This is a genomic window from Paenibacillus sp. FSL L8-0158 (assembly GCF_038592965.1).
GTDB lineage: Bacteria > Bacillota > Bacilli > Paenibacillales > Paenibacillaceae > Paenibacillus > Paenibacillus polymyxa_D.
The window spans coordinates 5,347,709-5,372,947 of sequence record NZ_CP151949.1 but is presented as its reverse complement, the minus strand read 5'-3'; the positions used below and the strand labels follow the sequence as shown (position 1 = coordinate 5,372,947).

Genomic DNA, 25,239 nt, shown 5'->3' with positions numbered 1-25,239 from the left:
CGTCCATGATGCCTTGATCTTTTTTTACCCTCAGTAAGATATGATGAAACAGGATGTTGAAAAAAATTATGATTCTTAAAAAATCCGTTTTGCTCTATGCAGCAGACGGATTTTTTTAATATTATGGAGAGCGGCTGTGTGGGAAAATCCTTCTCTTGCCATAGGCCAAAGCTGTGGATATGATAAGATCAGTGTAATTTTTGGAAACGGTAACGGAAAGGAGCATCAACACTATGGATCATCGCAATAGCACGCCTCCTGAGGCCACGCTTCAACAAGACCTACAAAGGGGACAGCGGATGACGGAGCAGCAGGACGGTATTTTTCCGGCTGTATGCCCGTTAGATTGCCCGGACACGTGTGGGCTCCTGCTTCACAAGGAAAATGGAAAGATAGTCAAGGTGACTGGAAACCCAGATCATCCCATAACCAAAGGGGCTATTTGTAATAAAGTTCGCAATATGACGGAGCGGGTATATGATCCTGATCGGGTGCTCTATCCGTTGAAGCGTATAGGCCCCAAAGGAGAAGGGAAGTTTGAACGAATTAGCTGGGAGGAGGCGGTCGATACCATTACAGGTCGGTTCAAGGAGCTGATACGTACGGACGGACCGGAATCTATTCTCCCCTACAGCTTTTATGGCAATATGGGCGTATTGAGTGTGGATGGAATGGATCGCCGATTTTTTAATGCGCTGGGTTCAAGCCAACTGGATCAGACGATTTGCAGCGTGGCTGGGAATGAAGGCTGGGCATCCGTTATGGGTTTTAAGGGCGGCACCAGCCCGGAGGACACGGAGGATGCAGACCTCATTATTGTGTGGGGTGGAAATGTTATTAGCACCAACATGCATCAGGTCGTTTTGGCTGAGAAAGCACGTAAAAAAGGTGCTAAGGTGGTCGTTATTGATGTTCATCGCAACCGGACGGCGCAATGGGCGGATTGGTTCATTCCGTTATATCCGGGGACGGATACGGCGCTCGCGCTGGGTGTTATGAATGTGCTGTTCGCTCAGGGACTGACGGACGACGAATTTTTACATCGCTACACAGTAGGTCATGAGGAACTGCGCGAGCATGTTAAGACATATACACCAGAGCGAGTTTCGCGGATTACCGGCGTGCCGGAAGCGGATATTATCCGTTTGGCGGAAATGTACGGAACTGCGCGAGCAGCGTATATCAATATCGGTAATGGGCTTCAGCATCATGATAATGGCGGTATGAACGTACGTGCGGTTACATGCTTGCCTGCGCTCACTGGACAATGGCTAAAGCACGGCGGGGGAGCGTCACGCTCTAATGGCGCTTATGGCAAGCTTAACGGCGCCCATCTGGCGCGTCCTGATCTGCGACAGAACCCGGATGCCCGGGTGATCAACATGAACCGGATCGGAGAAGCGCTGCTACAGAAGGAACAGCCGATTAAGGCGTTATTCGTATATTGCAGTAATCCGGTAGTTGTAGCCCCCGATTCGGAACGGGTGACTAAAGGATTTGAGCGAGAGGATTTGTTCACAGTCGTTCATGACCTGTTTCTTACAGATACGGCTCGTTATGCCGATATTGTGCTGCCTGCAGCGTCTTCCTTTGAAGGTACAGACCTATATAAATCCTACTGGCATCACTATGTCCAGATGCAGGAACCCGTCATTGCTCCACTCGGAGAGAGCAAAAGCAATTATGAGCTGTTTAGCCTGCTCGGGCGGGCTATGGGCTTTGACCAAGCTGCCTTTACGGAAAGTGAAGAGGAGATGATCGCAGGCGCGCTTGATAATCCAACGAACCCTTATCTCAACGGTGTGACCTTGGAAGCCTTAAAGAAGTCACCTTTTGTAAAGCTTGATATGACGCCAAAGGCCACTTATTTGGATCGTTTAACCACGCCTTCAGGCAAGATTGAGCTATATTCGGAAAAAATGAAACAAGCAGGTCTGCCTGCGATGCCTTCTTATGTGCCGCTGATTGAAGGGTATGATGGAGAGCATCGACCGCAAGCGGACGAGCGGTTTCCATTAATGTTTATTTCACCACCAAACCATAATTTTTTGAATTCTACTTTCGCTAACTTACCCAAGCATCAGCGGCTGGAGCGGGAGCCTTTGCTACAAATCCACCCGGAGGATGCTCAGACAAGAGGCATCGCGGATGGGGAGCCGGTTACCGTATGGAATGATCGAGGGACGTATGAGCTGAAAGCCAAAGTCACCGATCTGATGCTGCCCGGTACAGTGATTAGCCAGGGATTATGGTGGAAAGGCAAAGGACACAGACAGCGTGCCAATGTGTTAACCTCTGATCGCCTGTCGGATATGGGGCAGGGGGCTACTTTCTTCTCAACGGTGGTGAATGTGAAGCGCCAATGAGATTATGCCTTTTATGGCGTCAGATGCAAAAGGAGAAACAAAAGATATGAAATGGTTGGAGTCTTATCCGAAAGAAGTGAAAGTGTTTCTCGTTGCCAGCCTGATTAATTCTGCTGGAAGTTCCCTAATGTGGCCGTTGGTTAGCATGTACGTATTTGACGAACTGAACCGTAGTATGGGAGATGCAGGGATTGCCATTTTAGTGCAGTCTCTGGGCGGAATTTTTGGTCAAGTGCTGGGTGGCGCCCTCTATCACCGAATTGGAGCCAAGAAATTGATTGTTGGCTCACTGGCAATGAACGCGCTGGGACTTCTCACGCTCCCATTTACCAGTGGTCATTGGGTAGCGTTTGTCATCATGATGGGTTTTATCGGGTTTTTTAATGTCGTATCTGTGCCTGCGATTCAGGCGTTTGTAGGTTTTCGTTTCGCTGACCGCCGTGGAGAGCTGTTTAATATTATTTATGTCGCTAACAATATTGGGGTTGCAGTGGGTACGGGATTGAGTGGCGTGCTGGCAGACCTTTCCTATCAGCTCAGCTTTGTGATGAACGGGGTGACTTCTGCGGTATTTGCCGGATTCTTCTGGTCTTATCTAAGTAGGGTGGATCGGGAAGAGGGAGAAGTTCAGCTCAGCAAGTCTGTGAAGAAAAGAGAGGAAATCCCAGCTCGATTGCTGTTTCGTGATACCAGGCTGTATCTCTTTGTGGGATTAGGCTCGCTTTTTTTATGGTTCGGCAATTCGATCTGGAATACAGGAGTGTCTCCCCATATTATTGAGCAGGGCTTGCCTAAAACGATGTATGGGTTACTATGGACACTGAATGGTATCCTTATTTTTGCCGCACAACCCATTATTTTTTGGATAAAACGACTGTACGCTCATCACGCTTCAGCGCAAATGACATGGGCTGGAGGATTTTACTTGGCGGCTTATATTGTCATGCTGGGCACACAGAACTATACTGGGATGATATTCGCTATGGTTCTGGCGACCCTGGGAGAAATGCTGATTGCACCTGCGGTTCCAGCATTCCTGTCTGATCATGGAGGTCGGGGTGCACCCTTTTACATTGGGCTTGTGGGGGGCATTGGCGCAGCCGGACGGGTAATGGGGCCTTATATTATGGGGAAATTGTATGATGGCGGTGGGTTACCGCCTACACTTTGGCTGGCATCAGGCGTAGCGGTGTTGTCGATCCTGTTTTTCGTCCTGCACAGCTGGTTGAACCGTTCCCGGCATCATTCGGATACTTTGAATACTACGACGTCCAAGGCGGATATTCCCAGTTCTTAAGTCCTAATAAAAATGCAGTAATATGCTGTGATTATGGTACAATAAGTGACGGATGGTTGTAGTTATTGCTTCAGGAAAGCCTTCACAGGAAGGATTGAAAGGAATTGTTTACAAGTCAACTCTTGACGATACGTCATTCGGAGATGAAGGATGCTCCTGATCTGATTGCGCTGGATGAATTGGTATGGAATGAACGCACGGCTCCCGCTTCGCTGTCCTGGAAGTCGCGCGGGGAGTTTCTGCGTAATACGCCTCCAGGCTCTCAACTGGTCGCCATCGAACAGGAAGTACTCTGCGGGTATATTGGATTTCGTCCTCCAACGCTGTTGGCTAGTAATTGTCATGTACTCGAAATAAATATAGCTGTACATCCAGCTTATCATCGCAAAGGCATTGGGACGGCACTCATGGACTCCATGAAGGACTTTGCAGCCGCCGAGGGCATACGCAAGTTGAGTTTGCGTGTACTCTCATGCAACACGGAAGCCCTTATGTTTTATGAAAAAAGTGGTTTCACGATTGAAGGACGTTTGCATGAGGAGTTTTACATAGCAGGCCAATTCGTGGATGATGTGTTAATGGCCTATTTCTTAAAATAGGCGGGAGGCTATAGACAGCAATATTCGCTTTTATGTCCGGCTTAAACCAACAACGCCGCAGACCTGATCAGGTCTGCGGCGTTGTTGTACAATACAATATTACCGAAGTTGCTTCCATTCATTTTGGAGCATACCATACACTGCGTGGTTCATGTAGCCCTCGGGCAGCAATTCAGCTTCGCGTACAATGCCTTCAAGCACAAAGCCCAAACGTTCCGGAATACCGCGGCTGCGGCGGTTCGTCGTTGCACAACGGATTTCGACCCGATGCAAGTCCAGCTCCATCAAAGCATATTCAACGAATACGCGGCAGGCGCTGGTCATAAGACCTTGCCCTTCGTACCCGTGTCCAAGCCAGTATCCGATGCTAACGGAGCGGTGAGTCCAATTGATCTCATGGTAGCTGATGATGCCAGCAAGCTCGTTGTCTATCCAAATCCCAGCGGTCAGACTACCGTTCTCTGCGGCTTGTTTCAAGGCGCCCTGCACGAACTGCTCTGTATGGCTGATTTCCGTGGTGGAGTCTACCCATGGAAGCCATTGACGCAGACGGTCACGGGACATTTCGATCAGCTCAAACAGAGGCTGCACATGCTCCTTGGTGAGCGGCCGAAGGACTGTGCGTTCGTCCAACGCATATGTAAACATGATTGATCCCCTCTTTCACTCGGAAAATCGCTAAACCAGCCAGTCTAGCATTTAATCCCATGCTACCTTATTCTGCGAGAGTCGTCAAAAGGGAGAGGAAGCTTCAAATTTTATAGGTCCCACCCGGAACCGTTCATGCTCGTATACATATTTCAGATCTAAATCCCCTACAAATTCGGTTGGGGATACACTGCCAGATACAGTGGCTTGCAGAGGAAGCTGTTCGGCATCATACATTACGACAGAGCTAAAATCGAGATGCTTTGTAAATTGGGCTGGATCATCGTAAAATACTGATGCTTTAGAGTCCATCGTGTGTGTAACACCGTCAATCGTGACAGCAATATGAACCTGGCGGTTGTGGTCACGTGGCTCCACTGAGCTGTGTACGCGCTGGGATACAGCATCTGCTGCCGATTCGACTGCATATTCTTCCATCGTCCGTGCGTTAACAATATGCAACTCCTGCAATTCGACACCCGTTCCCGAGGCACGCGTGAGGACCACGACGGCTTCACGCACACCATCCCCGTTCACATCCCTATAGTATAATTGTGGTGCGGTGGAGATATCTGCCGAGCCCGACCATCGGAATGTGTGGCGTTGTTGGCCGATTTCCAATACAGCTGAACGGAATAATCCCTGTGACGGACTAACAGCATATAAGCGGACGGATGAGTCTTCTGGAGCGCTGGCTAGCGGACGAGATTGTACGGTTTCGTTCACCGGGTCCGGTGAAGGATGGCCGGAAGTCATGACGGAAGAGGACAAGAGCATAGACAGCAGGATCACGATGAGCAGCTTAAACACGGGTGGGTCTCCTTTTCCGGGCAAAATAAAAGATATATACACTATAACGAATTTATTTACCGAAAATGTTAACTCTTTTTCATAACTTGTCACTTTTTTTTGCTGAAGAGAGCATAAGGATTTTCATTTTATTGAGTTATGCGGTGTGAAAGGGTATATTTAAGGGAACATGTTTTACACAGATTATACGGAAGAAAGGTTGATTAGCGTGGAGAAGCCGATCACTCCCCCCAATTTTATTAAAAATGTTATTGAAGAAGATCTACGTACGGGTAAGGTAAAGGAGGTTGTTACACGATTTCCGCCTGAACCAAACGGATATTTGCATATTGGACATGCCAAAGCTATCTGGATCAATTTCTCGTTAGGAGATGAATTCGGAGGACGCACAAATCTGCGTTTTGACGACACCAATCCGGCGAAGGAAGACACGGAATACGTGAACTCCATTCAAGAGGACGTGAAGTGGCTCGGTTATGAATGGGAGGAAAAACATTTTGCCTCCCATTATTTCGAAGAAATGTACAAGCGTGCCATTCTGCTGATCCAAAAGGGTAAAGCCTACGTGGATGATCAAAGCGCGGAGCAAATCCGTGAAACTCGTGGCACACTGACCGAACCGGGGCAAAATAGCCCTTATCGGGATCGCAGTGTGGAAGATAATCTGAAGCTGTTTGAAGAGATGCGTGCAGGCAAATATCAAAATGGTGAAAAGGTGCTGCGTGCCAAAATTGATATGGCTTCGGGAAACATTAATTTACGTGATCCGGTTATTTACCGCATTTCACACACAGCACATCACAATACAGGCGACACATGGTGCATCTATCCAATGTACTCCTATGCTCATCCGCTGGAAGATGCGATTGAGGGAGTAACACACTCGCTCTGTTCGCTGGAGTTCGAAGATCAGCGTCCGCTGTATAATTGGGTTGTAGCTGAATGTGAAATGGAAAAGGTACCGCACCAATACGAATTTGGACGGCTGAACCTGGCTCAAACCGTAACCAGCAAACGTAAGCTCAAGCTTCTGGTCGATGAAAAGCACGTAGATGGTTGGGATGATCCGCGTATGCCGACGATTTCCGGTTTACGTCGTCGCGGCTATACACCGGAGGCTATCCGCAACTTCGTATATGAGACAGGCATCTCCAAAGCCTACGGAGTCATCGATTTGCAGGTACTGGAGCATTTTGTGCGTGAGGATTTGAAGCTTAAAGCACCCCGCACCATGGCAGTTATAGATCCGTTGAAGGTGGTTATCACAAACTATCCTGAGGGACAAGTTGAAATGCTGGAGGCGGAAAACAATACGGAAAATCCGGAACTCGGAACACGCCAAATTCCGTTTTCCCGTGAAATTTATATCGAGCGTGAGGACTTCATGGAGAATCCGCCGAGCAAATACTTCCGTTTGTTCCCTGGTAATGAAGTACGTCTCAAACATGCTTACTTCATTAAATGCAACGATGTGATTAAGGATGCAGACGGAAATGTAACGGAAATCCACTGTACCTATGATGTAGAAACCAAGAGCGGATCAGGCTTTACTGGACGTAAAGTGAAAGGCACGATCCACTGGGTAGAAGCTACTCAAGCTGTTCCTGCCGAATTCCGTTTGTATGAGCCTTTGATTAACGCAGAGGATACGGAAGAGATTGAAGAGGATGCATCGGAAAAAACATTCCTTGATCAATTGAATCCGAACTCTTTGGAAATTGCTCATGGCTATGTTGAGCCGAACATGAAAGAAGCTCAATCACAGGACAAGTTCCAATTTTTCCGTCATGGTTATTTCAGTGTCGATCCGAAGCTTTCCAAACCGGGTGAGCCTGTATTTAACCGTGTTGTATCGTTGAAAAGCTCTTTCCAATTGCCTAAGCAATAGACTGTTGGAAAGTGTGGGAGAGATGGTAGCTTCGTGCGACCAAGTTGAAAAGGAGTCTGCCGTCGGCAGACTCCTTTATTTTACGCATGCGCGCTCTTTATACATGATCGTTGACTTGACGATACTCTATTGTTGTCTTTGCTAACAAGCCAGAAGGGAAGAGGGGATACCTCATTCCTCTAGTGTTGTTAAGGGGCATTTTCTATTCGTTTGTGCCCGTTGGCAGTCCTGGCTGATAACCGTTCTTGTACAGCATATACCACATGATAGCGAATCCCGCAGAGCCAAGTAGGGCGAAAAAGACCCCTGCATGGTACATCATTTCTCCACCAAAGTTCTGGAATAGCCAACCTCCCGCAAAACCTGCTACGATACCGGATATACCACTCCAGGTCAAGGTATATACGGCCTGTCCGGATGATCGGTACGCTGCAGGGGTAAATAGGACGGTCAACTGGGTGCCTACATAGAAGTATCCACCGAAGGTGACGCAATGAAGTGCTTGAATGAACACGATCTGAATCGGGTCTGTGGCCAGAGCCATCAGTTCCCACCGTAAGGCAAACAGCAAACTGACGAGTGCCAAACAACCTACCATCACGGTCATTTTTTTCTTCAAGAAGCGATCAAACAGCAAAAAGACAATAATTTCGAATACCGATGACATAAAAACAGCAAAACCAAGCATCTGTTTGGACCCACCCAGCTCGGTGATGTACAGGGACATAAAGGCGCTGTTGATCGAATTCGGGATGGATACAAGGATGCCCAATAAAATAAAGGATATAAAGTATCCGTTCATTAAAACACTGCCAAAGCCGCGCAAATGGATGGTTGCTGTCTCCACAGTGCTTTTCAGTGGTGGAATCGACAAGGTGCAGATCAATGCAGCCAGAAGAAGTACCGTAAAGATGGTGGATATGCTGGATATCCCCGTTTGGTCAATAACTATGCCGGCAACTGCTGCTGTCACAGCCCAACCGAAGGAGCCCCATATACGGAATGCACCAAATTTCCGGTCTGTGCCCTCAATATAGCTGAGAATTAGGCTGTTGCTTTGCGCAAATAAAGGGCTTTGGAAAAAATAAAAACCAATCATCGACACATAAATCATGATATACGTATGGACATGAAACAAAGCTTGTAGCAATAACAAGGTACCTATAATCATAAATAGCAGAATACGTCGGAGGTTACGGCTTCGGTCGCTTGTATAGCCCCAAAAAGGGTTCGCGAATACGGATACAAAAGGTCCGATGGCCATCAAACTCCCGATTTCCAGCTTGTCCATGCCGATATCTTGCAGATACAACGGGAAGAAGCTGGAGAAAATGACCATAGCTCCATATAGAAAAAAATTATACAGTTTTAAGGAATATAGAGGAGTCTCTTGAATTTCTCTCTTTTGCAAGACAAGCCATTCCTTTCTTAGCCCGATAGAGAATTGCGCATCGATGCCGATCTGTGGGGAGGTTCTTTATTCCAATGTATCATGTGTTGAAAGGGTTAACAAACCAATAAATTAACAATTATGTAATAATTAAATTTTGTTCAAAAAATTCATGATGCATATTTGCAATTGTTTTCAGAAAAAAAGGAGGACTTATTTGTGAAAGTGACTGGTATTATCGTCGCAGGGGGACGTTCCAGACGAATGGGACAGGATAAGGCTCTGCTTGAGATTGATGGAGCCACTATGCTTGAACGGATGTATACTACATTGCAGCAGGTGGCCCAGCGGGTTGTAGTAGTCACTCGTGACGACCAAGGATATGGCCTGAGTGGTATGGAAACTGTGTCTGATGTTTTTCCGGGCATGGGGCCCTTGAGCGGTATCCATGCAGGATTATCTGCATCTACTACGGAGTGGGGGATGGTTGTCGCTTGTGATATGCCCTTTGTACAGCCAGAGGTGCTACATGACCTGCTCGCTGTAACTAAGAAATGGACGGAGTTGCAAGGAACGAGGGAACCAGCATTGCAAGCAGTAATACCTTCTATGGATGGACGTATACACCCGTTGCTGGCTGTATACCATCAGAGCGTGCTACCGTCTGCCGAGGAATGTTTGCGTAGTGGACGGCTTCGTCTCACCGATTGGTTGGACAAGCTGAACGTTCGTTATGCGACAGTAGAAGATTTGCCGGGAGTGAGTGAAGACATGTGGTATAAGGCCGTGTTCAATATGAACAATCCGCAGGACTACCAACTTGCTATAGAGCAGTTGAAGCATAGTGTACAACAGAACACGCAGAACGTGAAGAATTTAAAGGAAATACGAGAGGATTAGAAACGTACAAGCTTCCTACGCGAGGACTATTTAGGAGAGCAAATATACTAGAGAAATATGATGGACTAAATTTGGGGGAATATAATTATGCTGGAAGCTATTATCCATGCCGTTTTATTGGCATTGGGATTGATTTTGCCTTTGGGGGTACAAAATGTATTTGTGTTTAATCAGGGGGCGTCCCAGTTGCGATTTCGCAATGCACTGCCTGCTGTCATTACAGCGGGTGTCTGTGATACAATCCTGATCACGCTTGCGGTTGGGGGCGTGTCCCTTATTTTGCAGCAATTTCTATGGCTCACGAACGTACTCTATGCGGCGGGCTGTTTGTTTCTGCTGTATATGGTCTGGACTCTATGGAGATCGAAGGCAGCTTCCTCGGGAGAAAGTCAGGCGATGCGGCCGAAACGCCAGATGATTTTTGCCGCTTCGGTATCGCTATTGAATCCACATGCCATACTCGACACGGTTGGCGTAATTGGAACCAGCTCCCTCCAATATGACGGCGGGGAACGCTGGGCCTTTGGTCTGGCCGCCGTGTCCGTATCTTGGATATGGTTTATCGGTCTGGCAACGGCAGGGCGTCTCGTGGGACGTATGGATTCAGAAGGGAAGTTTGGGACTGTGCTCAACAAAATATCGGCACTGATTATTTTAGGCCTGGCAATGTATATGGCGATAAATTTTATTACCAGTATGTGATCCAAGCCTGGTTAGAGGAAAAACTTCAATACAGCGAATACCCCGCTCAAAGCAAAGGGAATACCGATCAAAAACAGCATAAAGGCCAGACAGCCTGCACCATTTACACCGCCTGCAATTCAGGCGTCCCGAGGGTTGGATGGATTGTATAATACCTTCATTTTGCTGCCAACCCGGTTGAGGCTTAGGTTGGTGCTATAAGGATTCCAGAATTCTACGGCTTCACCTGAAGCTGTATAGAAGCGCACCTTTAATCGGCGGGTGTAGCTAGTATCTACCGGATCATCTCGGTCAAAGGGAACGACATCAATATCTACTTCGATATGCGCATCAACGATTTGCCCCTTGGTACGGACCCAGTGGCGTTTACGATAACGATGACGACGGATCGTTCTGAATCCCAAATAGATGAGTAGCAGTCCAATCAAGCTGAACAATGGCATCAGCAAATCGGAGCTAAAATGAAACAGTACACATTGAAATCAATTGAGATGATAATCTACTCCTTTAAACAAAGCGATAATCAATATATCGGACGTTTTTTAGGAACAGTTTAATTCTTCCATAGAGATAACGGCAGAGCTGTATGGAATATAAAAAGATCCTACTTCACTGAGAAGTGGATCTTTTTTAATAGCTGCGAGAATTACTTTTTGCTCGATAGGGACATATCAAAATCAACATCCTTAATAAATTCGATAACCTCACCATTAGGGCTGTGGACTAATGCATTTGTTACAACCAGAGGAGGTTCGCCAAGTGCAAGCTGATTGGGTTCCACAAAGGTTCTTGCTCCGTGGGCAAGGGCTTTTTGATATATTTCATCCACATTGTCTACGTAAAATGCCAAGTGTAATAAAGCCCCGTGAGCAATCTCTTGCTCGGATGAAGCCTTTTTTCCTTGGGCAGGAATGACAGCATCATTATCAAAAATCTCGAGACAGGTTCTCTGATCGGGTGAGATTAGCATGGAAGCCTCTTGAATTCGAAAAGACGGAAGACTCCAGTGATGTCCTCTTTTAAATCCCAATACCTTAGTATAAAATGCAATAGTTGCTTGGTAATCACGGGCCTGAATGGCCACATGAGCTAATCCCTTCACGCTCATTCCAGATCCTCCTTATATGTAAGTGAACCTTATTATATGAATAATGATGAGGTGATTATATATTTATAGTAAGCCTTTTATACTATATTAATTATTAAATAAAAGTTAATTTGGGTGGAAAACATTATTTTTTAAAATTCAGATCAGGAGGGGCTCGAAATGCAGCATCACATAGACGATATAGATCACAAAATCATGAAATTGCTACAGCATGACGCTCGGATAACGATTTCCCAAATCAGTAAAGAAATCTCGATGTCACAGCCATCCGTTAAAGAGAGGATAACCAAGCTTGAAGAACGAGGGATTATTTCGGGATATAGTACCGTATTTAATTTACGGGAACTGAATCGGGGGACGACTACATTTATTCTAATAAAGACAGAACATTGCCAAGAGCTGATTGATTTTTGTAAGGAGGCGAAGGAGGTTACCGATTTATTCCGCATCAGTGGGGAATTTAATTATCTCATTAAGGTACAAAGCGCGTCGGTAGAGGAAATTGCAGAGTTTCAGGATTCACTAGTCAAGCTGGGTCCTTCGAAGTCGCATATTTGTATGAAAAATATACTGGAGAACAGGGTTCTGCTGTAAGCCAAGCCAATCGAAAAAGCGCGTAGTTGGAATATAGAGCATTCGGAATAACTGTGTTTGTGAAATGAAAATAAGCGAATGTGTAGATGAAATAAAAAAAGTGACGCTGAATTACAACAGCGTCACCGTAATGCCTTGCTCCAGACGCTTCACGTCCTGGAGCTCGATCTTCCCGGCCATGGCGTGCAGAGCTGCCGCTGTGCCGCAGGCCGCTCCCTGCCGTAGCAAGGCAGGGAGATCCAGCCCCGTCGCCGCGCCGGTGACCAGCCCGGCGACCATGGCGTCACCGCTGCCAAGCGCGCTGATAATGTCCGCGTCTGGCAGGCTCACACGGTAGCGCGCGTCACGCGTTACCGCGAGCGCCCCGCGCGCGCCGAGCGAGATGACGGCCAGCTGCGCTCCGGCTTCCAGCAGCTTTGATGCCGCTGCTTCAGCGGCATCCGGGCGCGCTGCGTCGATTTCCGCGAAGTGGGCGGCCTCGTCCTCGTTAGGCTTCACGAGGTCGGGCTTTCCGCGCAGCCCCAAGCGCAGCGCCTCACCGCTCGCGTCCAGCGCCACCCGCGCGCCGCGCGCCTTCGCCAGCGTGCACAGCTCGGCGTACAGATCGGGCGGGCAGCCGGGTGGCAGGCTGCCGGAGAATACGACCCAAGCCGAATCCTCGGCAAGGGTCTCGATTTTGCGCCGCAGTGCGGCTAATTCAAGCGGTCCAACGGTCGGTCCGCTCTCAATCAGCTCGGTCTGCGTGCGTGCGGACGGGTCGAGCACGGTAATGGCGAGACGGGTTTCCCCATGTGCCGTTTCGATGAAATCGGCGCTTACGCCTTCTGCGCTCAACCCGTCAATGAGCAGCCGTCCGGTGTGTCCGGCAGCAAACCCGGTCGCTCGTACAGGCTCGCCTAGCGAGCGGATGACGCGGGCGGCATTCACGCCCTTGCCGCCCGGTACCGTCAGGCCGCCTTCAATGCGGTGAACGGCATTCAAACCGAAGCCTGCAACCGTGTAGATTTTATCCACAGCCGCGTTAAGCGTTACGGTGGTAATCACAAGGCATCACTCCTTTAAGATCAGCAATTCGCAATATTTGATGCCATTCGCTCATGCTAAGATATTAGCTTTAATCCCAATGCTGCGGCAAGAATCATGGCGATGAATAAAACACGCAGTACGCTTTTTTGTTCACCGTACAAGAACATGCCTGTAATTGTGCTGCCAACCGTTCCGATGCCTGTCCATACGGCATAGGAAGTGCCCATAGGCAAACTTTTCATGGCATAGCTGAGTAGAGAGAAGCTAAGAACAAAGGATAAGACCATAAGCACTAAGGACTTCCAGCCTTTGCCCACCGTAACTCCCTTCATACCGATGACTCCTAACACTTCCGAGCACCCCGCGATAACCAATGCAATCCAAGCCATTATGCGCCACTCCCTTCCTGAACATCACGGTCGGTAACTAACTTCAGGCCGACCACACCTGCCAGCAAAAGGGCAATTAATAGCGTTTTGGACCATTGAAACGGTTCTCCGAATAGCAGCATTTCGCCTACGACTGTTCCCCCTGTCCCTAGTCCGGTGAATACAGCATACACTGTGCCTACAGGCAGTCGGTTCGCAGCCTTCATGATTAAATAAAAGCTGGCCACCACGGCCAGCACGGTTACAGCCCAGGCGAGTGCAGACTCCGCATGCTTCAAACCCGATACCCATACGACCTCAATCAGGCCGCCAACAAAAACGTAAATCCAACTGCGATTCATGATGAATGTTCTCCTCAAAAATAGATTTTATAAGTTCGACGGCTTCACGCTTCATGAGGTGAGGTTAACGTAATCCCACGCCAAAAAATAGGCCATGCAGCGTTCAGTCTTCGGTGGTAGTTGATGCTTCCACTGTACAGTAGCTCCACCATGATTCCGTCCACCAGTGTCATGAAGGCTAAAGCCACATCCACTGGCTCCATATGCCCAAAGGGTTCCCGATCCCGTGTATTCCGGAGGCGGCGAGTTAATTTTCGCTCCATTTTATCCAGAAAAGGATTAACAATATCCAGCACCTCGTGATACAACGATACAGGCGGAAAGAAGGAAAAGCGAATCATAAACTTGGCTGAGTTGTTGCTTTCATATTCCTGTCCCATCCAAAACAAGAAGTCATGCAGGGTATGCTTAAGCGGCTGATCTTTACGTTCCGTAAAGTATTCGAAAATACGTAAATTCTGCTCTTGAAAGGCATATCTCGCTACCTGTAAAAACAGATCCTCTTTGCCTTGGAAATGCGCGTATATAGACGGTTTTCGGATACCAACCTCAGCGGCAATACTGCTCAAGGAGGCTCCCTCATACCCATTGGTGGCAAATTGAAAAAGAGCGGCCTTTCGAATCTCTTTCATCCCCATCATTATCACCTACCTAACGTTCGTTAGTTTATTTTTGCACGAAAAAAAGTAAGTGTCAACCAGCGTCATTTCGTTTTGTATAAAGCTTTTTCTTTGGATTCTTTTTTATCAACAATTTAATAAAAAAGTGGGAAGAAATAAGGGGCTCATGTACAATATAATGAAGAATACCTGTCAAATGCAGTCCACTGGAAGTGAGGTTAGTTATGAGGCGAAGCTTACTAGCCGTATTGATCGCGGCTATGGTGTTTATTATTTATTATTTTGGCTTGTTTAATTACATCGGCAAAAATGAAGGAACTGTCATCAGTATTTTTTCCACCCTGACAGTGATCTCCATCAGTCTGATTATTTTTACGGAGAATCGTAACCCCTCCACCACGATGTCCTGGATTTTGCTGCTGGCATTGCTGCCAGTCGTTGGACTTCCTCTTTATTTTCTGTTTGGGCAAAATGTATTCAAGCGTCGCAAGTATGATAAAAAGGCATTGCGTGACCAACAGGCTTACGACCGCATTGAAAAGGATGCTTTGCAAGTCAAACGAGATCTGACCTGCTTTACAGACGAGCAGCAGCAGTTAATGCGTTTGGCCCGCAGACTGGCCCGCTCCCCGATTTATTTTGCGACAGAAACTCAAATTTTGAACAATGGAGATGAAACCTTCTCCACTTTGCTGGAAGAACTGCGCAAGGCGCAGCATCATATCCATATGGAATATTACATTTTCCGGTCGGATGATATCGGTACCAGCATTCAGAAAATTTTGATCGAAAAGGCTAAAGCGGGTATTAAGGTTCGGTTTATGTACGATGCGGTGGGCAGTATTCAGTTATCGAAGTCATTTTTGAAGGAAATGAGAGATGCAGGAGTAGAAGTCGTTGCATACGGCGGTGCTCGGATCTTGTTTTTCTCCAGCCGGGTCAACTACCGTAATCACCGTAAAATTGTAGTTATCGACGGTAGTATCGGATTAATTGGCGGTCTAAATGTGGGAGATGAGTACCTCAGTCGCAACAAAGCCTACGGCTTTTGGCGTGATACGCATATGATTGTGAAGGGCGAAGCTGTGCGGACGTTGCAGCTTATATTTTTACAGGATTGGCTTCATATGACGGGCGAGTCGGTGTTGGATCGCGAATATCTGACTCCAAATATTGAACCCATTACAGACGGAGGCGTGCAGATTATTGCCAGCGGCCCGGATAATGAGCGGAGAGTGCTCAAAAATCTGTTTTTCTCCATGATCACGTCCGCTCGAAAATCAGTCTGGATTGCCACTCCTTATTTTATCCCGGATGAAGATATCCTGACTGCCTTACGGATGGCTGCTCTGTCCGGGTTGGACGTGCGTATTCTGTTTCCCGCAAAACCGGATAAATGGCTACCGTTTCTCGCGTCTCATTCGTACTTCCAGTCGTTGTTGGAGGTTGGAGTCAAGGTATATGAATATGAAAAAGGTTTCCTCCACTCCAAGCTCCTCATCATTGACGGGGAAGTTGCGACCATCGGGACAGCCAATATGGATATGCGTAGCTTTCATTTGAATTTTGAAGTTAATGCTCTGTTAATTCAAACGCACAGTGTGCAGCAGATGGTAACAGACTACGAACGAGATTTACACTCTGCCAGTCTGATCGTACGCGAAGAATTCATGAAAAAACGTCTGTTCAAACGTTTGATGGAATCGCTCGCTCGGCTGCTTTCACCGCTGCTGTAGGGCATAAACGAATTCGCTACAGCACTATTCCGTAGTTAAAATGTAGTAAAGCCTAAAATATCCTGTAGACGGTATATAATATCTTTCCAAAATGTTGAATGATCCTCGTAAGCTGCTAGATCCAAACTGTATTCAGCCCCCTGATTATTCCATAGCTTATCAAAATAGGCCGCAACCTGTCGGGTCAGCTTGCTGTCCGCCGGAGCGGCCACCCACAATTCATTTTCCAGATTCAAATCATTCAGATTACGGGGGGTCAGATTGGTAGAGCCACCCCAAATGATATGCTCTCCTTGCGCCTTGGCGATATAAATCAGCTTGGTATGGAATTGCTCATGGGTGGTATGATACCAGCGAATTTGAATGTTCCCGCCCGATTTATCGGACAACTCCTGGGCAACCGGACGATTGGGGATGCCGATTTTTTCCTGACCAAACGCGTTTTCATTGGGGTCCAGCAGCAATTGGATGTTTACACCGCGCGCAGAGGCATCCAGCAGGCTATTCAATACTTTGCGGTCAGCTAAATAAAACATGCCCATATGAATGCTGTCACCTTTCTTTGTCTGCCCGATGCCATCCAGAACCGAGGTGTACACTTTGCCCTCAGTTAGATATTTGATTCGATAGCTGTCCTTACTCGATGGAACTTTGGGTTCGACCTGTGGTGTATAGGCAGGAAGCTGTCCACCGCCCGAAAAGTCCAACACCGCCTGCTCCGCTTGTAAAATGTCTCCGATGATCGGCCCCTTCACCTCCAGCGCTACATTGGAGTGATAGGCGCTCGCGTCGTGCACGTTGCCTGTAGAAATGAGCGCTGTCTGTTCGTTGGCAACCAATTTTCGGTGATTGGCCTTGACGTTTAACAGCTTAAGATAGGAGCGAGCCGTAACATCCGGTCCGTCACTGGCCATCAGGTTGGGAATCCAGCCTGTGCCCTGCTGCTCGAACCATTGGAAAAAGGTACGCCACACCGCCGAATAGATGGGCGTAGAGTCCCACAGGGGATCTACATCGGTCTGCACGACTTGAATCCCTGCTCGCTTCATATTTTCCAACAAAGGATTGGGAGCAGAATTGTAGTTGGTATTGATTTCATCTGTAATGAAAAAGATAGGCATATCAGGATGAGCTTTCTTTTTGGCAATAAGATGATCGGTCATTTGTGCGCTGACTTGGGGGAAGCGCTGACCTTTATGCTTATAATCGTTGAACAGAAACAGATCGATGACGATAAATTGCTCGGCTTCATCAATGATCCCGAGCATACGATTCAAAATTTGTCCTTCATGCTGTGCAGTATTACCATTCCCGGTGGGATAGGTCAAATCTGTCCAGAAGTTTACCTCATGGGTTGAATACTCCTGACTCTCATAAGAGACGAACGGAGGCAATGGTTTATGGGTCTGATACAGCATGACGGCAATCAGCCAGAGGATAAGTACCAGAATGGCGATTTTAAGGGCACGGCCCTTTTTTTTAGTTCTTTTTTGATATTCCGGCACAGAATGCAGCGGATCACGTGTAATCATATGACGATCAACTCCTCAATTGAATGCTGCATTCCGTTTTACCGTGCCGGAACATGCAGTTTTATGATGGGATACTGTCAAGTTATTAACGCAAGTGTGCAGGATTGACGCGGATGCTGAATGGAATGAAATGGAGGATGTTTTACTATTCATTGAGGACATATGTCCTTTATAGAGAGTCTGCCCTATAATTTAATATATAGAAAAGTCATTTACATGGGGAGAATAACGATTTATGAGAGGGATTTTGTTTGCTTTTCTGGGAGGGGCGTGCATTACGCTACAGGGTGTAGCAAATACACGGATTAGTCAGGATATCGGTACATGGCAGGCGGCCACTGTTACTCAGCTAATAGGCTTTATTTTGGCAGCATTAGTCTGGATGGTTACAAGGGATGGCAATATGGCTGAAATGAAACAAGTAAAGCCAATGTATCTTTGGGGCGGTGCCTTTGCAGCTATTATTATATTTAGCGAAGTCACGGCAATCCAACATATTGGGGTTACGTTCACGATCTCGGCGCTGTTAATTGCGCAGTTGTGTTTAACCTTCCTGGTAGATATCAAGGGATGGTTCGGTATTGTGAAGCAAAAGATGAAGCTGCCACAATTTATAGGTATTGGTATGATGATCGCGGGTGTAATTATTCTAAAGCTCTAAAATAGAATTTTAATTCGTAAAGATAGCTTAGAACGCAGAAATTGAAGGTGAGCTTAGGAATGAGAGAAATTCAGGATCAAGAGCAGCTAAAATATTTTTTGCAGCTGCATGAGTTGGAATCCATACTCTACGAGCCACTACATCCTTATTTGTCGTTGCATCGTTTGGAGCAAGGGGAAAGGCTCTGTTCACAGGGGGACTCCATCGAACATTTATATATACTGGTGCAGGGTAAGGTCAAGATTTATACCAGTTCTACAGAAGGGAAAACCCTGATCCTTTGCTTCAAAACACCGATCGAGGTCATAGGAGATGTTGAATATATTCGGAGTAGTCACGTCATCAACACGGTAGAGGCAGTGTCTCCGATCTATGTGATCGGTATTCACCACCAATGGATGAACAAATACGGCAGAGACTATGCTCCTTTGCTGCAATTTCTACTGGATATTGTCACGCGAAAGTTTTGCCTGGACTCCGATTTTTCCAGTTTTAATCTCATGTATCCGGTGGAAGTCAGGCTGGCGAGCTACCTGTTATCGGTTTCTTTTGACGAGTCGAATACGGCTTTTCATGAGGAATTACGTGCATCCAGTCTGGTAGATGTGGCAAATTTGATCGGAACCAGCTATAGGCATCTCAACCGTGTCATTCGCAAAATGATTGAAGATGGATGGGTTGAACGGACAAAAGGCTATATTGTCATTCGGGACAGAAAAGGTTTGAGTGAACTGGCAGGACATAATATTTATGAAACATTGTAATAGGAGCATGTAGTATAAAGCAGAAGAATATCAAGGATCATCAAGGGAGAGTTAACATATGTTATTAGGAATTGTATTGGCGGTTATCGCAGGTGCCTTGGTCAGTCTGCAAACGATATTCAATAATAAGGTGAATGAACGGACAGGATCGTGGGCTACAACAACATTGGTACTGGGCACAGGGTTCTTGGCTTCCTTACTCGGGAGTCTTATTTTTGAGGGGGAAAATACATTTGCTTTACAGCATATGCAGCCGTGGTACTGGTTCAGTGGCATGATTGGTGTCGGTGTTGTGTTCTGTCTGGTACAAGGAATGAAGCGACTTGGCCCAACCTATGCGATCTCCATTGTATTGACGGCGCAATTAGGTACCGCCCTGTTGTGGGATTCATTAGGATGGCTAGGATTAGAAAAAATTCCGTTTACCTTTAATAAGTTGATCGGTGTATTGGTCATTATCGGTGGTATTCTTGTGTTCAAATTTGGGAAAATTGCAGAAAAGCGGCAGCTCAATTAGGAGCGGCTTTTCTGTAGAGTTTCCGAAATAACTGGTTTATTGCGAATTTAGAACATGATCTATGGGTAAGAAAAAATGTTCACGATCGTGTATATATTTTTCCATCCATGATACAATGAAAGTATCTTAAAATAGCCATTTTAAGGGCTACGATATTTGATATAAGAGACGATAAATAGATCGGTTACCGTGTTCGGGAACGGTCTTATTTGTGCTTCTTGAACTTGATACAATAAACAGAGTGACTTTGGATGAGGTGGAACATAGATGAGTAGTACAGAGAATGAAAAAGGAGCACCTGACGGTTTTAACAGATCCGGCTCTTTGTTACCTGCCGCAAGGACAGGCGAAAGGAAGATTGAGCATGTCCGCCTTTGTTTGCAAGAAGATGTGGCCGGACAAGGTATCACCAGCGGGCTGGAGCGGTATATCTTTAAGCACTGCGCTCTGCCGGAGTTGCATTTTGACGAGGTTCGCCTGGATACTACTTTTTTAGGACAGGCTGTACGAACACCGCTGCTAATTAGCTCCATGACAGGCGGTAGCGCCGAGACAGGAGCGATTAATGAGCGATTAGCAGAGACAGCGGAGAGACGCGGCTGGGCATTGGGCGTCGGTTCGGTACGGGCTGCGGTGGAAAGGGAAGAATTGGCTTCAACCTTTGCAGTCCGCCGTCTGGCACCCAGTATCCCGATCCTTGCCAATTTGGGTGCGGTCCAGCTGAACTACGGATTTGGCGTGGACGATTGTCGCCGTGCAGTAGACATTGCTGGAGCAGATATGTTGGTGCTGCATTTGAACGGATTGCAGGAGATTTTCCAACCCGAAGGGAATTTGGATTTTAGCGGCCTGCTTAATCGTATCGAGGAGTTGTGTCGTCAGCTTTCAGTGCCTGTAGGAGTGAAGGAAGTAGGTTGGGGCATAGATAGCGAGACGGCATCGAGACTGTATGATGCGGGTGCAGCCTTTATTGATGTCGCTGGTGCAGGCGGGACAAGCTGGAGCCAAGTGGAGAAATTTCGCAATCCTGATCCTGTGCGTCGCGCGGCGGCGGAGGCGTTTGCGGATTGGGGTAATTCGACCGCTGATTGTATCGTGGAAGTTAGAGCCGTTCAGCCACATGGTGCTCTGATCGGCAGCGGTGGACTGAGAGACGGCGTCGATGCGGCGAAGGCACTTGCTTTAGGAGCAGACATGGCTGGTTTTGGGCGTTCTTTGCTCGGTTCTGCGGTCGCCTCCAGTGAAGCGCTGGAAGCACGTTTGGAGCAGGTCGAAATGGAACTCCGAACGGTCATGTTTGGTATTGGGGTAGATGGAATAGAAGGGCTCAAAGATACGACTCGACTAAGAAAGAAGGTAAACGGATGAGCGGACATATTACATTGGTTCCGATGAATGTGGAGCAATATGATCGATTTGAACAACGCTCGCTTGCCGACTATGCGGATGAGAAAATCCAAGCAGGTACATGGACGGTTGAAGAAGCACCAGAGCGAGCGGCAGAAAGTTTTGCTCGATACCTGCCACAGAGACTAGACACACCTCATGCTCACCTGTATATGTTGATGTTTTCCAATGCCGGGGGGCAGAGTCAGGAGGAAGCTGGCTATATCTGGTTCAATATTACGGACGGCGCGCAAGGAAAAGAAGCTTTTCTACTGGATATTTTTGTCTACGATTCATACCAGGGGAGGGGTCTAGGTACGCTGGCGATGGAGGCTTTGGAACAGGAGGCTCGCAGACTTGGAGCTGTCCGCATCGGTTTGCATGTATTTGGGCATAATGAGCGAGCTTTGCATGTATATCGCAAGTCGGGCTATCGGATTACAGATATCCAGATGAGCAAAGAAATCTAAATAGGGATATAGTAAAATCCTGAATTCCATAACCGTATGCTTGCCGCATGTATAGGTTCTCATATATAATGTGGGTTGGTAAACTAACGGATGGCATAACGCATATTTTATATAAACGGGAGTTGTTCTGATTATGGCTTTAAAAGCGGGGATTGTGGGCTTGCCGAATGTGGGCAAATCAACACTTTTTAACGCAATAACGCAGGCGGGTGCGGAATCCGCAAACTATCCATTTTGTACAATTGACCCCAATGTAGGCGTCGTTGAAGTACCGGACGAGCGGCTGGATAAGTTGACCGAACTGGTTGTGCCGAATAAAACGGTGCCAACGGCATTTGAATTTGTTGATATTGCAGGACTTGTGCGCGGTGCGAGCAAGGGCGAGGGTCTGGGTAACAAGTTTCTGGCTCATATTCGTGAAGTGGATGCGATTGTACATGTGGTACGTTGCTTTGAAGATGAGAACATTACCCATGTAGACGGCAAAATTGACCCGATCAGCGACATTCAGACCATTAATTTGGAACTGATTCTGGCGGATATCGAAAGCGTAGACAAGCGTATTGAACGTTCCCGCAAAAACATGAAGGGTGGCAACAAGCAGTACACCCAAGAAGTTGAAGTGCTGGAGCGGATCAAGGAAACGCTATATGCTGATAAACCTGCGCGTAGCTTAGAATTGTCGGATGAAGAACGGCTGATTGTACGCGATCTTCATTTGCTGACGATGAAGCCTGTACTCTACGCCGCTAATGTTAGCGAAGATGGTGTAACGGAAGCCGACAGCAATCCATATGTGCAAAAGGTACGCGATTTTGCCGTGGCTGAAAATGCAGAAGTGGTGCCGATTAGCGCCAAGGTAGAATCTGAAATTGCTGAGCTTGAAGGCGAAGACAAGGCGATGTTCCTCGAGGAACTGGGATTGGCTGAATCCGGATTGAACCGTCTGATTAAAGCAGCATATCGCTTGTTGGGCCTGTATACGTATTTCACGGCAGGTGTGCAGGAAGTTCGCGCTTGGACTATTCACAAAGGAACGAAGGCACCGGGTGCTGCGGGCGTAATTCATACGGATTTTGAACGCGGATTTATTCGTGCCGAGGTTGTATCCTACAACGATTTGGTTGCTGCTGGTTCGATGAACGGGGCCAAGGAACGTGGTCAGCTTCGTCTGGAAGGTAAGGAATATGTAGTGCAGGACGGAGACGTTATGCATTTCCGTTTTAATGTTTAATATATAATTTCTAGAGTACAATACTTGATTCGGATATATAAAAGACGATGTATCAAGTATGTGTGTTCTGAAATGTGCTAGATTACGTGGTCGCTGCCTATATTAGGGCGGCGACTTTTTTTATTGAATTACATGTCGTGTGGATTTTTGCAAAATCCTAAATTAGTCAGTATTTCTTGTAGCTAATTCATGAATTAGTTGGTATAATAAAGAGCTGTAGCCAGTGAAATTGAAGCTGGCTTCATATTAATTTAACTGAAGAGGTGAATCGCTTGTTGGACCGATTGCAATCATTGGCGGACCGCTACGATAAACTGAGCGAACTGCTCTGCGATCCGGATGTAGCGAACGATAGCAAAAAACTTAGAGATTATTCCAAAGAACAGTCTGATTTACAGCCTGCTTATGAAGCATATACCGAATATAAAAATGTCGTTGAAGAGCTAGAAGCTGCAAAAACCATGCAGGGTGAAAAGCTGGACGACGAGATGCGTGAAATGGTCAAAATGGAGATTGAAGAACTGAGTGTTCGCAAGCGGGAGCTAGATGAAAAAATCCGTATTTTGCTGCTGCCGAAGGACCCGAATGATGATAAGAACGTTATTATTGAGATTCGTGGTGCAGCGGGTGGTGACGAAGCGGCACTATTCGCAGCTGATTTGTACCGGATGTATACCCGTTATGCCGATACCCAAGGCTGGCGTGTAGAGCTGATGGACGCGAACATGAATGATCTCGGGGGCTTTAAAGAGGTTATTTTCATGATTAACGGTCGTGGTGCATACAGCAAAATGAAATTCGAAAGCGGCGCACACCGCGTACAGCGGATTCCTACGACGGAATCAGGTGGGCGTATTCATACATCGACATCTACAGTATCCGTTATGCCTGAGGCAGAAGAAGTGGATATTGAAATTTCCGACAAGGATATTCGCGTGGATACGTTCTGTTCCAGCGGTGCGGGCGGACAATCCGTTAATACGACCAAGTCGGCGGTGCGTGTAACGCATATGCCAACAGGTATTATGGCAACCTGTCAGGACGGAAAATCCCAGAACTCCAATAAGGAGAAGGCGCTGCAAGTTTTGCGTGCCCGTATTTCGGATATGTTGCGTCAGGAAGAGGAAGCCAAATATGCAGGCGAGCGTAAGAGCAAAGTAGGTACCGGGGACCGCAGTGAGCGTATACGTACCTACAACTTCCCGCAAAGCCGTGTAACGGATCATCGTATTGGACTAACTATGCATAAGCTGGACCAGGTGATGAACGGGGAGATCGAAGAAATCGTATCGGCGCTCACGATTGCAGAGCAGGCTGATTTGATGGAACAAGAGGTTTAAGTTTTGGGGAACGAACGCGATTGTGTGTATCGGATGTCGCCGGAACGGAACATGAGTATCAGAGAAGCCTTGGTTGAGGCTTCTTCTTTTTTAGGAAGCTGTGGCGTTCTGGAACCCCAGCATAATGCCCGCTTGCTGCTGGAGCATGTACTCGGGTTGGAAGGCACGGCGTTTTACGCCGCTCTGGGTGATTCGTTCCCTTCCTCCGTCAAGGAGGCGTGGGAACGGATTATAGCCCGCAAAGCTGCGGGTGAACCGGCGCAGTATATTATCGGACGGCAGGAATTTTATGGCCGCCCATTTATGGTTTCGCCGTCGGTGCTGATTCCACGCCCGGAGACAGAACTGCTCGTCGAGGCGATACTCCAGCACGGTGATCGGCTGTGGCCAAGCGGCGCTCCGCAGGCGCTCGACATCGGCGCGGGCAGCGGTGCGATTGCCGTGACGCTGGCGGCTGAGCGACCGAGCTGGCGCGTGGCGGCTGGGGATATTTCGGCCGCTGCGCTAAAGATGGCGGCTCATAACGCCGCTGCGAACGGCGCAGCCGTAGAATTCCGCGAGGGCGATTTGCTGACGCCGTTCGCGGGAACGGCGGTGGACATTCTCGTGTCCAACCCGCCGTACATCCCGGCTGCTGACATCGCTGGCTTACAGCCAGAGGTACGCGACCATGAGCCGCGGATGGCGTTGGATGGTGGTCCTGACGGGCTCGGCCCGTATCGGGCAATGCTGGAGCAGCTTGGACTCCTTCAGGCACCACCCCGGCTAATCGGGTTTGAACTGGGGATGGGACAGGCCAGAGATGTGGCTGGCCTGCTGGAACAGGCAGGTCATTGGAAGACAATCTTGATCGTGCCGGACCTTGCAGGGATTGAACGACATGTCCTGGGTATAAAAGTTTGAATTTGTGAATGATACGTT

26 protein-coding genes are annotated in these 25,239 nt (G+C 47.5%); 16 read left to right on the top strand and 10 right to left on the bottom strand.

Going from position 1 to position 25,239, the window contains the following annotated elements; translation table 11 throughout:
- Positions 1-233 precede the first annotated feature (233 nt).
- From NSQ68_RS23755 to NSQ68_RS23745, 3 genes are all read left to right on the top strand, one after another.
- Positions 234-2,366, top strand: a complete 2,133-nt coding sequence (locus NSQ68_RS23755) for a molybdopterin oxidoreductase family protein (protein WP_342427355.1) — start codon at positions 234-236, stop codon at positions 2,364-2,366.
- A 46-nt stretch (positions 2,367-2,412) separates the two neighbouring features.
- Positions 2,413-3,663, top strand: coding sequence for an MFS transporter (locus NSQ68_RS23750; RefSeq protein ID WP_342427354.1), 1,251 nt, complete (start codon positions 2,413-2,415; stop codon positions 3,661-3,663).
- 104 nt (positions 3,664-3,767) lie between these two features.
- On the top strand, positions 3,768-4,262 hold the full coding sequence (locus tag NSQ68_RS23745; RefSeq protein WP_342427353.1) for a GNAT family N-acetyltransferase: 495 nt from the start codon (positions 3,768-3,770) through the stop codon (positions 4,260-4,262).
- A gap of 99 nt (positions 4,263-4,361) precedes the next feature.
- Here the strand turns inward: NSQ68_RS23745 and NSQ68_RS23740 are convergent, their stop codons facing one another.
- Positions 4,362-4,910 (bottom strand): GNAT family protein, encoded by a 549-nt coding sequence (locus tag NSQ68_RS23740; protein ID WP_307351342.1) that lies wholly within the window; start codon positions 4,908-4,910, stop codon positions 4,362-4,364.
- Positions 4,911-4,994: 84 nt separating this feature from the next.
- The gene (locus NSQ68_RS23735) at positions 4,995-5,720 is read right to left on the bottom strand and encodes a copper amine oxidase (RefSeq protein ID WP_342427352.1); all 726 of its coding nucleotides are present in this window, start codon (positions 5,718-5,720) and stop codon (positions 4,995-4,997) included.
- 169 nt (positions 5,721-5,889) lie between these two features.
- Between NSQ68_RS23735 and NSQ68_RS23730 the strand changes: the two genes are divergently transcribed.
- Positions 5,890-7,608: a glutamine--tRNA ligase/YqeY domain fusion protein gene (locus NSQ68_RS23730; protein WP_342427351.1), complete on the top strand. Its 1,719-nt coding sequence runs from the start codon at positions 5,890-5,892 to the stop codon at positions 7,606-7,608.
- Between the two features lie 202 nt (positions 7,609-7,810).
- Here the strand turns inward: NSQ68_RS23730 and NSQ68_RS23725 are convergent, their stop codons facing one another.
- Positions 7,811-9,019: an MFS transporter gene (locus NSQ68_RS23725; RefSeq protein WP_342427350.1), complete on the bottom strand. Its 1,209-nt coding sequence runs from the start codon at positions 9,017-9,019 to the stop codon at positions 7,811-7,813.
- A gap of 198 nt (positions 9,020-9,217) precedes the next feature.
- Here NSQ68_RS23725 and NSQ68_RS23720 point away from each other — a divergent pair, with 198 nt between their 5' ends.
- Both NSQ68_RS23720 and NSQ68_RS23715 read left to right on the top strand, forming a co-directional pair.
- Entirely contained in the window at positions 9,218-9,898 is a 681-nt protein-coding gene (locus tag NSQ68_RS23720) for a molybdenum cofactor guanylyltransferase (RefSeq protein ID WP_342427349.1), read from the top strand.
- A gap of 87 nt (positions 9,899-9,985) precedes the next feature.
- Entirely contained in the window at positions 9,986-10,600 is a 615-nt protein-coding gene (locus NSQ68_RS23715; protein WP_342427348.1) for a LysE/ArgO family amino acid transporter, read from the top strand.
- A gap of 119 nt (positions 10,601-10,719) precedes the next feature.
- Here the strand turns inward: NSQ68_RS23715 and NSQ68_RS23710 are convergent, their stop codons facing one another.
- Positions 10,720-11,037, bottom strand: coding sequence for a DUF3592 domain-containing protein (locus NSQ68_RS23710; RefSeq protein ID WP_342427347.1), 318 nt, complete (start codon positions 11,035-11,037; stop codon positions 10,720-10,722).
- A 209-nt stretch (positions 11,038-11,246) separates the two neighbouring features.
- The gene (locus NSQ68_RS23705) at positions 11,247-11,708 is read right to left on the bottom strand and encodes a VOC family protein (RefSeq protein WP_342427346.1); all 462 of its coding nucleotides are present in this window, start codon (positions 11,706-11,708) and stop codon (positions 11,247-11,249) included.
- Positions 11,709-11,867: 159 nt separating this feature from the next.
- Between NSQ68_RS23705 and NSQ68_RS23700 the strand changes: the two genes are divergently transcribed.
- Entirely contained in the window at positions 11,868-12,302 is a 435-nt protein-coding gene (locus NSQ68_RS23700) for an Lrp/AsnC family transcriptional regulator (RefSeq protein ID WP_307351361.1), read from the top strand.
- A 111-nt stretch (positions 12,303-12,413) separates the two neighbouring features.
- Here the strand turns inward: NSQ68_RS23700 and NSQ68_RS23695 are convergent, their stop codons facing one another.
- Genes NSQ68_RS23695 through NSQ68_RS23680 form a run of 4 tightly spaced genes read right to left on the bottom strand, consistent with a single transcriptional unit; the run spans position 12,414 to position 14,696 of the window.
- The gene (locus NSQ68_RS23695) at positions 12,414-13,346 is read right to left on the bottom strand and encodes a 1-phosphofructokinase family hexose kinase (RefSeq protein ID WP_342427345.1); all 933 of its coding nucleotides are present in this window, start codon (positions 13,344-13,346) and stop codon (positions 12,414-12,416) included.
- A 56-nt stretch (positions 13,347-13,402) separates the two neighbouring features.
- Complete coding sequence (locus NSQ68_RS23690) at positions 13,403-13,717, bottom strand: multidrug efflux SMR transporter (RefSeq protein WP_013312355.1); 315 nt, start codon at positions 13,715-13,717, stop codon at positions 13,403-13,405.
- Positions 13,717-14,058, bottom strand: coding sequence for a multidrug efflux SMR transporter (locus NSQ68_RS23685; protein WP_307351367.1), 342 nt, complete (start codon positions 14,056-14,058; stop codon positions 13,717-13,719). Before NSQ68_RS23685 ends, NSQ68_RS23690 begins: the two co-directional genes overlap by 1 nt.
- Positions 14,059-14,102: 44 nt before the next feature.
- Positions 14,103-14,696 carry a TetR/AcrR family transcriptional regulator gene (locus NSQ68_RS23680; RefSeq protein WP_307351699.1) on the bottom strand — a complete coding sequence of 198 codons (594 nt, stop codon included), beginning with the start codon at positions 14,694-14,696 and terminating at the stop codon, positions 14,103-14,105.
- A gap of 206 nt (positions 14,697-14,902) precedes the next feature.
- On the opposite strand from NSQ68_RS23680, the gene cls reads away from it, so the two are divergent.
- Positions 14,903-16,414, top strand: coding sequence for a cardiolipin synthase (gene cls, locus NSQ68_RS23675; RefSeq protein ID WP_342427344.1), 1,512 nt, complete (start codon positions 14,903-14,905; stop codon positions 16,412-16,414).
- A gap of 35 nt (positions 16,415-16,449) precedes the next feature.
- Here the strand turns inward: cls and NSQ68_RS23670 are convergent, their stop codons facing one another.
- On the bottom strand, positions 16,450-17,946 hold the full coding sequence (locus NSQ68_RS23670; protein WP_342427343.1) for a phospholipase D family protein: 1,497 nt from the start codon (positions 17,944-17,946) through the stop codon (positions 16,450-16,452).
- Positions 17,947-18,181: 235 nt separating this feature from the next.
- On the opposite strand from NSQ68_RS23670, the gene NSQ68_RS23665 reads away from it, so the two are divergent.
- From NSQ68_RS23665 to prmC, 8 genes are all read left to right on the top strand, one after another.
- Complete coding sequence (locus NSQ68_RS23665; protein ID WP_165146133.1) at positions 18,182-18,607, top strand: DMT family transporter; 426 nt, start codon at positions 18,182-18,184, stop codon at positions 18,605-18,607.
- A 59-nt stretch (positions 18,608-18,666) separates the two neighbouring features.
- Entirely contained in the window at positions 18,667-19,371 is a 705-nt protein-coding gene (locus NSQ68_RS23660) for a cyclic nucleotide-binding domain-containing protein (RefSeq protein WP_342427342.1), read from the top strand.
- A gap of 58 nt (positions 19,372-19,429) precedes the next feature.
- On the top strand, positions 19,430-19,888 hold the full coding sequence (locus NSQ68_RS23655; protein WP_342427341.1) for a DMT family transporter: 459 nt from the start codon (positions 19,430-19,432) through the stop codon (positions 19,886-19,888).
- 267 nt (positions 19,889-20,155) lie between these two features.
- Positions 20,156-21,256, top strand: a complete 1,101-nt coding sequence (gene fni / locus NSQ68_RS23650) for a type 2 isopentenyl-diphosphate Delta-isomerase (protein WP_342427340.1) — start codon at positions 20,156-20,158, stop codon at positions 21,254-21,256.
- Complete coding sequence (locus NSQ68_RS23645; protein WP_342427339.1) at positions 21,253-21,744, top strand: GNAT family N-acetyltransferase; 492 nt, start codon at positions 21,253-21,255, stop codon at positions 21,742-21,744. Before fni ends, NSQ68_RS23645 begins: the two co-directional genes overlap by 4 nt.
- 133 nt (positions 21,745-21,877) lie before the next feature.
- Complete coding sequence (gene ychF / locus NSQ68_RS23640; RefSeq protein ID WP_013312345.1) at positions 21,878-22,978, top strand: redox-regulated ATPase YchF; 1,101 nt, start codon at positions 21,878-21,880, stop codon at positions 22,976-22,978.
- Positions 22,979-23,250: 272 nt separating this feature from the next.
- Complete coding sequence (prfA, locus tag NSQ68_RS23635) at positions 23,251-24,318, top strand: peptide chain release factor 1 (protein WP_013312344.1); 1,068 nt, start codon at positions 23,251-23,253, stop codon at positions 24,316-24,318.
- A 3-nt stretch (positions 24,319-24,321) separates the two neighbouring features.
- Positions 24,322-25,221, top strand: coding sequence for a peptide chain release factor N(5)-glutamine methyltransferase (gene prmC / locus NSQ68_RS23630; RefSeq protein ID WP_342427338.1), 900 nt, complete (start codon positions 24,322-24,324; stop codon positions 25,219-25,221).
- Positions 25,222-25,239 lie beyond the last annotated feature (18 nt).

Coding starts and splice junctions, on each gene's coding strand:
- NSQ68_RS23755 (WP_342427355.1), top strand. CDS start 234: ATGGATCATCGCAATAGCACGCCTCCTGAGGCCACGCTTCAACAAGAC.
- NSQ68_RS23750 (WP_342427354.1), top strand. CDS start 2,413: ATGAAATGGTTGGAGTCTTATCCGAAAGAAGTGAAAGTGTTTCTCGTT.
- NSQ68_RS23740 (WP_307351342.1), bottom strand. CDS start 4,910: ATGTTTACATATGCGTTGGACGAACGCACAGTCCTTCGGCCGCTCACC.
- NSQ68_RS23730 (WP_342427351.1), top strand. CDS start 5,890: ATGTTTTACACAGATTATACGGAAGAAAGGTTGATTAGCGTGGAGAAG.
- NSQ68_RS23715 (WP_342427348.1), top strand. CDS start 9,986: ATGCTGGAAGCTATTATCCATGCCGTTTTATTGGCATTGGGATTGATT.
- NSQ68_RS23705 (WP_342427346.1), bottom strand. CDS start 11,708: ATGAGCGTGAAGGGATTAGCTCATGTGGCCATTCAGGCCCGTGATTAC.
- NSQ68_RS23700 (WP_307351361.1), top strand. CDS start 11,868: ATGCAGCATCACATAGACGATATAGATCACAAAATCATGAAATTGCTA.
- NSQ68_RS23690 (WP_013312355.1), bottom strand. CDS start 13,717: ATGGCTTGGATTGCATTGGTTATCGCGGGGTGCTCGGAAGTGTTAGGA.
- NSQ68_RS23685 (WP_307351367.1), bottom strand. CDS start 14,058: ATGAATCGCAGTTGGATTTACGTTTTTGTTGGCGGCCTGATTGAGGTC.
- NSQ68_RS23680 (WP_307351699.1), bottom strand. CDS start 14,696: ATGGGGATGAAAGAGATTCGAAAGGCCGCTCTTTTTCAATTTGCCACC.
- cls (WP_342427344.1), top strand. CDS start 14,903: ATGAGGCGAAGCTTACTAGCCGTATTGATCGCGGCTATGGTGTTTATT.
- NSQ68_RS23670 (WP_342427343.1), bottom strand. CDS start 17,946: ATGATTACACGTGATCCGCTGCATTCTGTGCCGGAATATCAAAAAAGA.
- NSQ68_RS23665 (WP_165146133.1), top strand. CDS start 18,182: ATGAGAGGGATTTTGTTTGCTTTTCTGGGAGGGGCGTGCATTACGCTA.
- NSQ68_RS23660 (WP_342427342.1), top strand. CDS start 18,667: ATGAGAGAAATTCAGGATCAAGAGCAGCTAAAATATTTTTTGCAGCTG.
- NSQ68_RS23655 (WP_342427341.1), top strand. CDS start 19,430: ATGTTATTAGGAATTGTATTGGCGGTTATCGCAGGTGCCTTGGTCAGT.
- fni (WP_342427340.1), top strand. CDS start 20,156: ATGAGTAGTACAGAGAATGAAAAAGGAGCACCTGACGGTTTTAACAGA.
- NSQ68_RS23645 (WP_342427339.1), top strand. CDS start 21,253: ATGAGCGGACATATTACATTGGTTCCGATGAATGTGGAGCAATATGAT.
- ychF (WP_013312345.1), top strand. CDS start 21,878: ATGGCTTTAAAAGCGGGGATTGTGGGCTTGCCGAATGTGGGCAAATCA.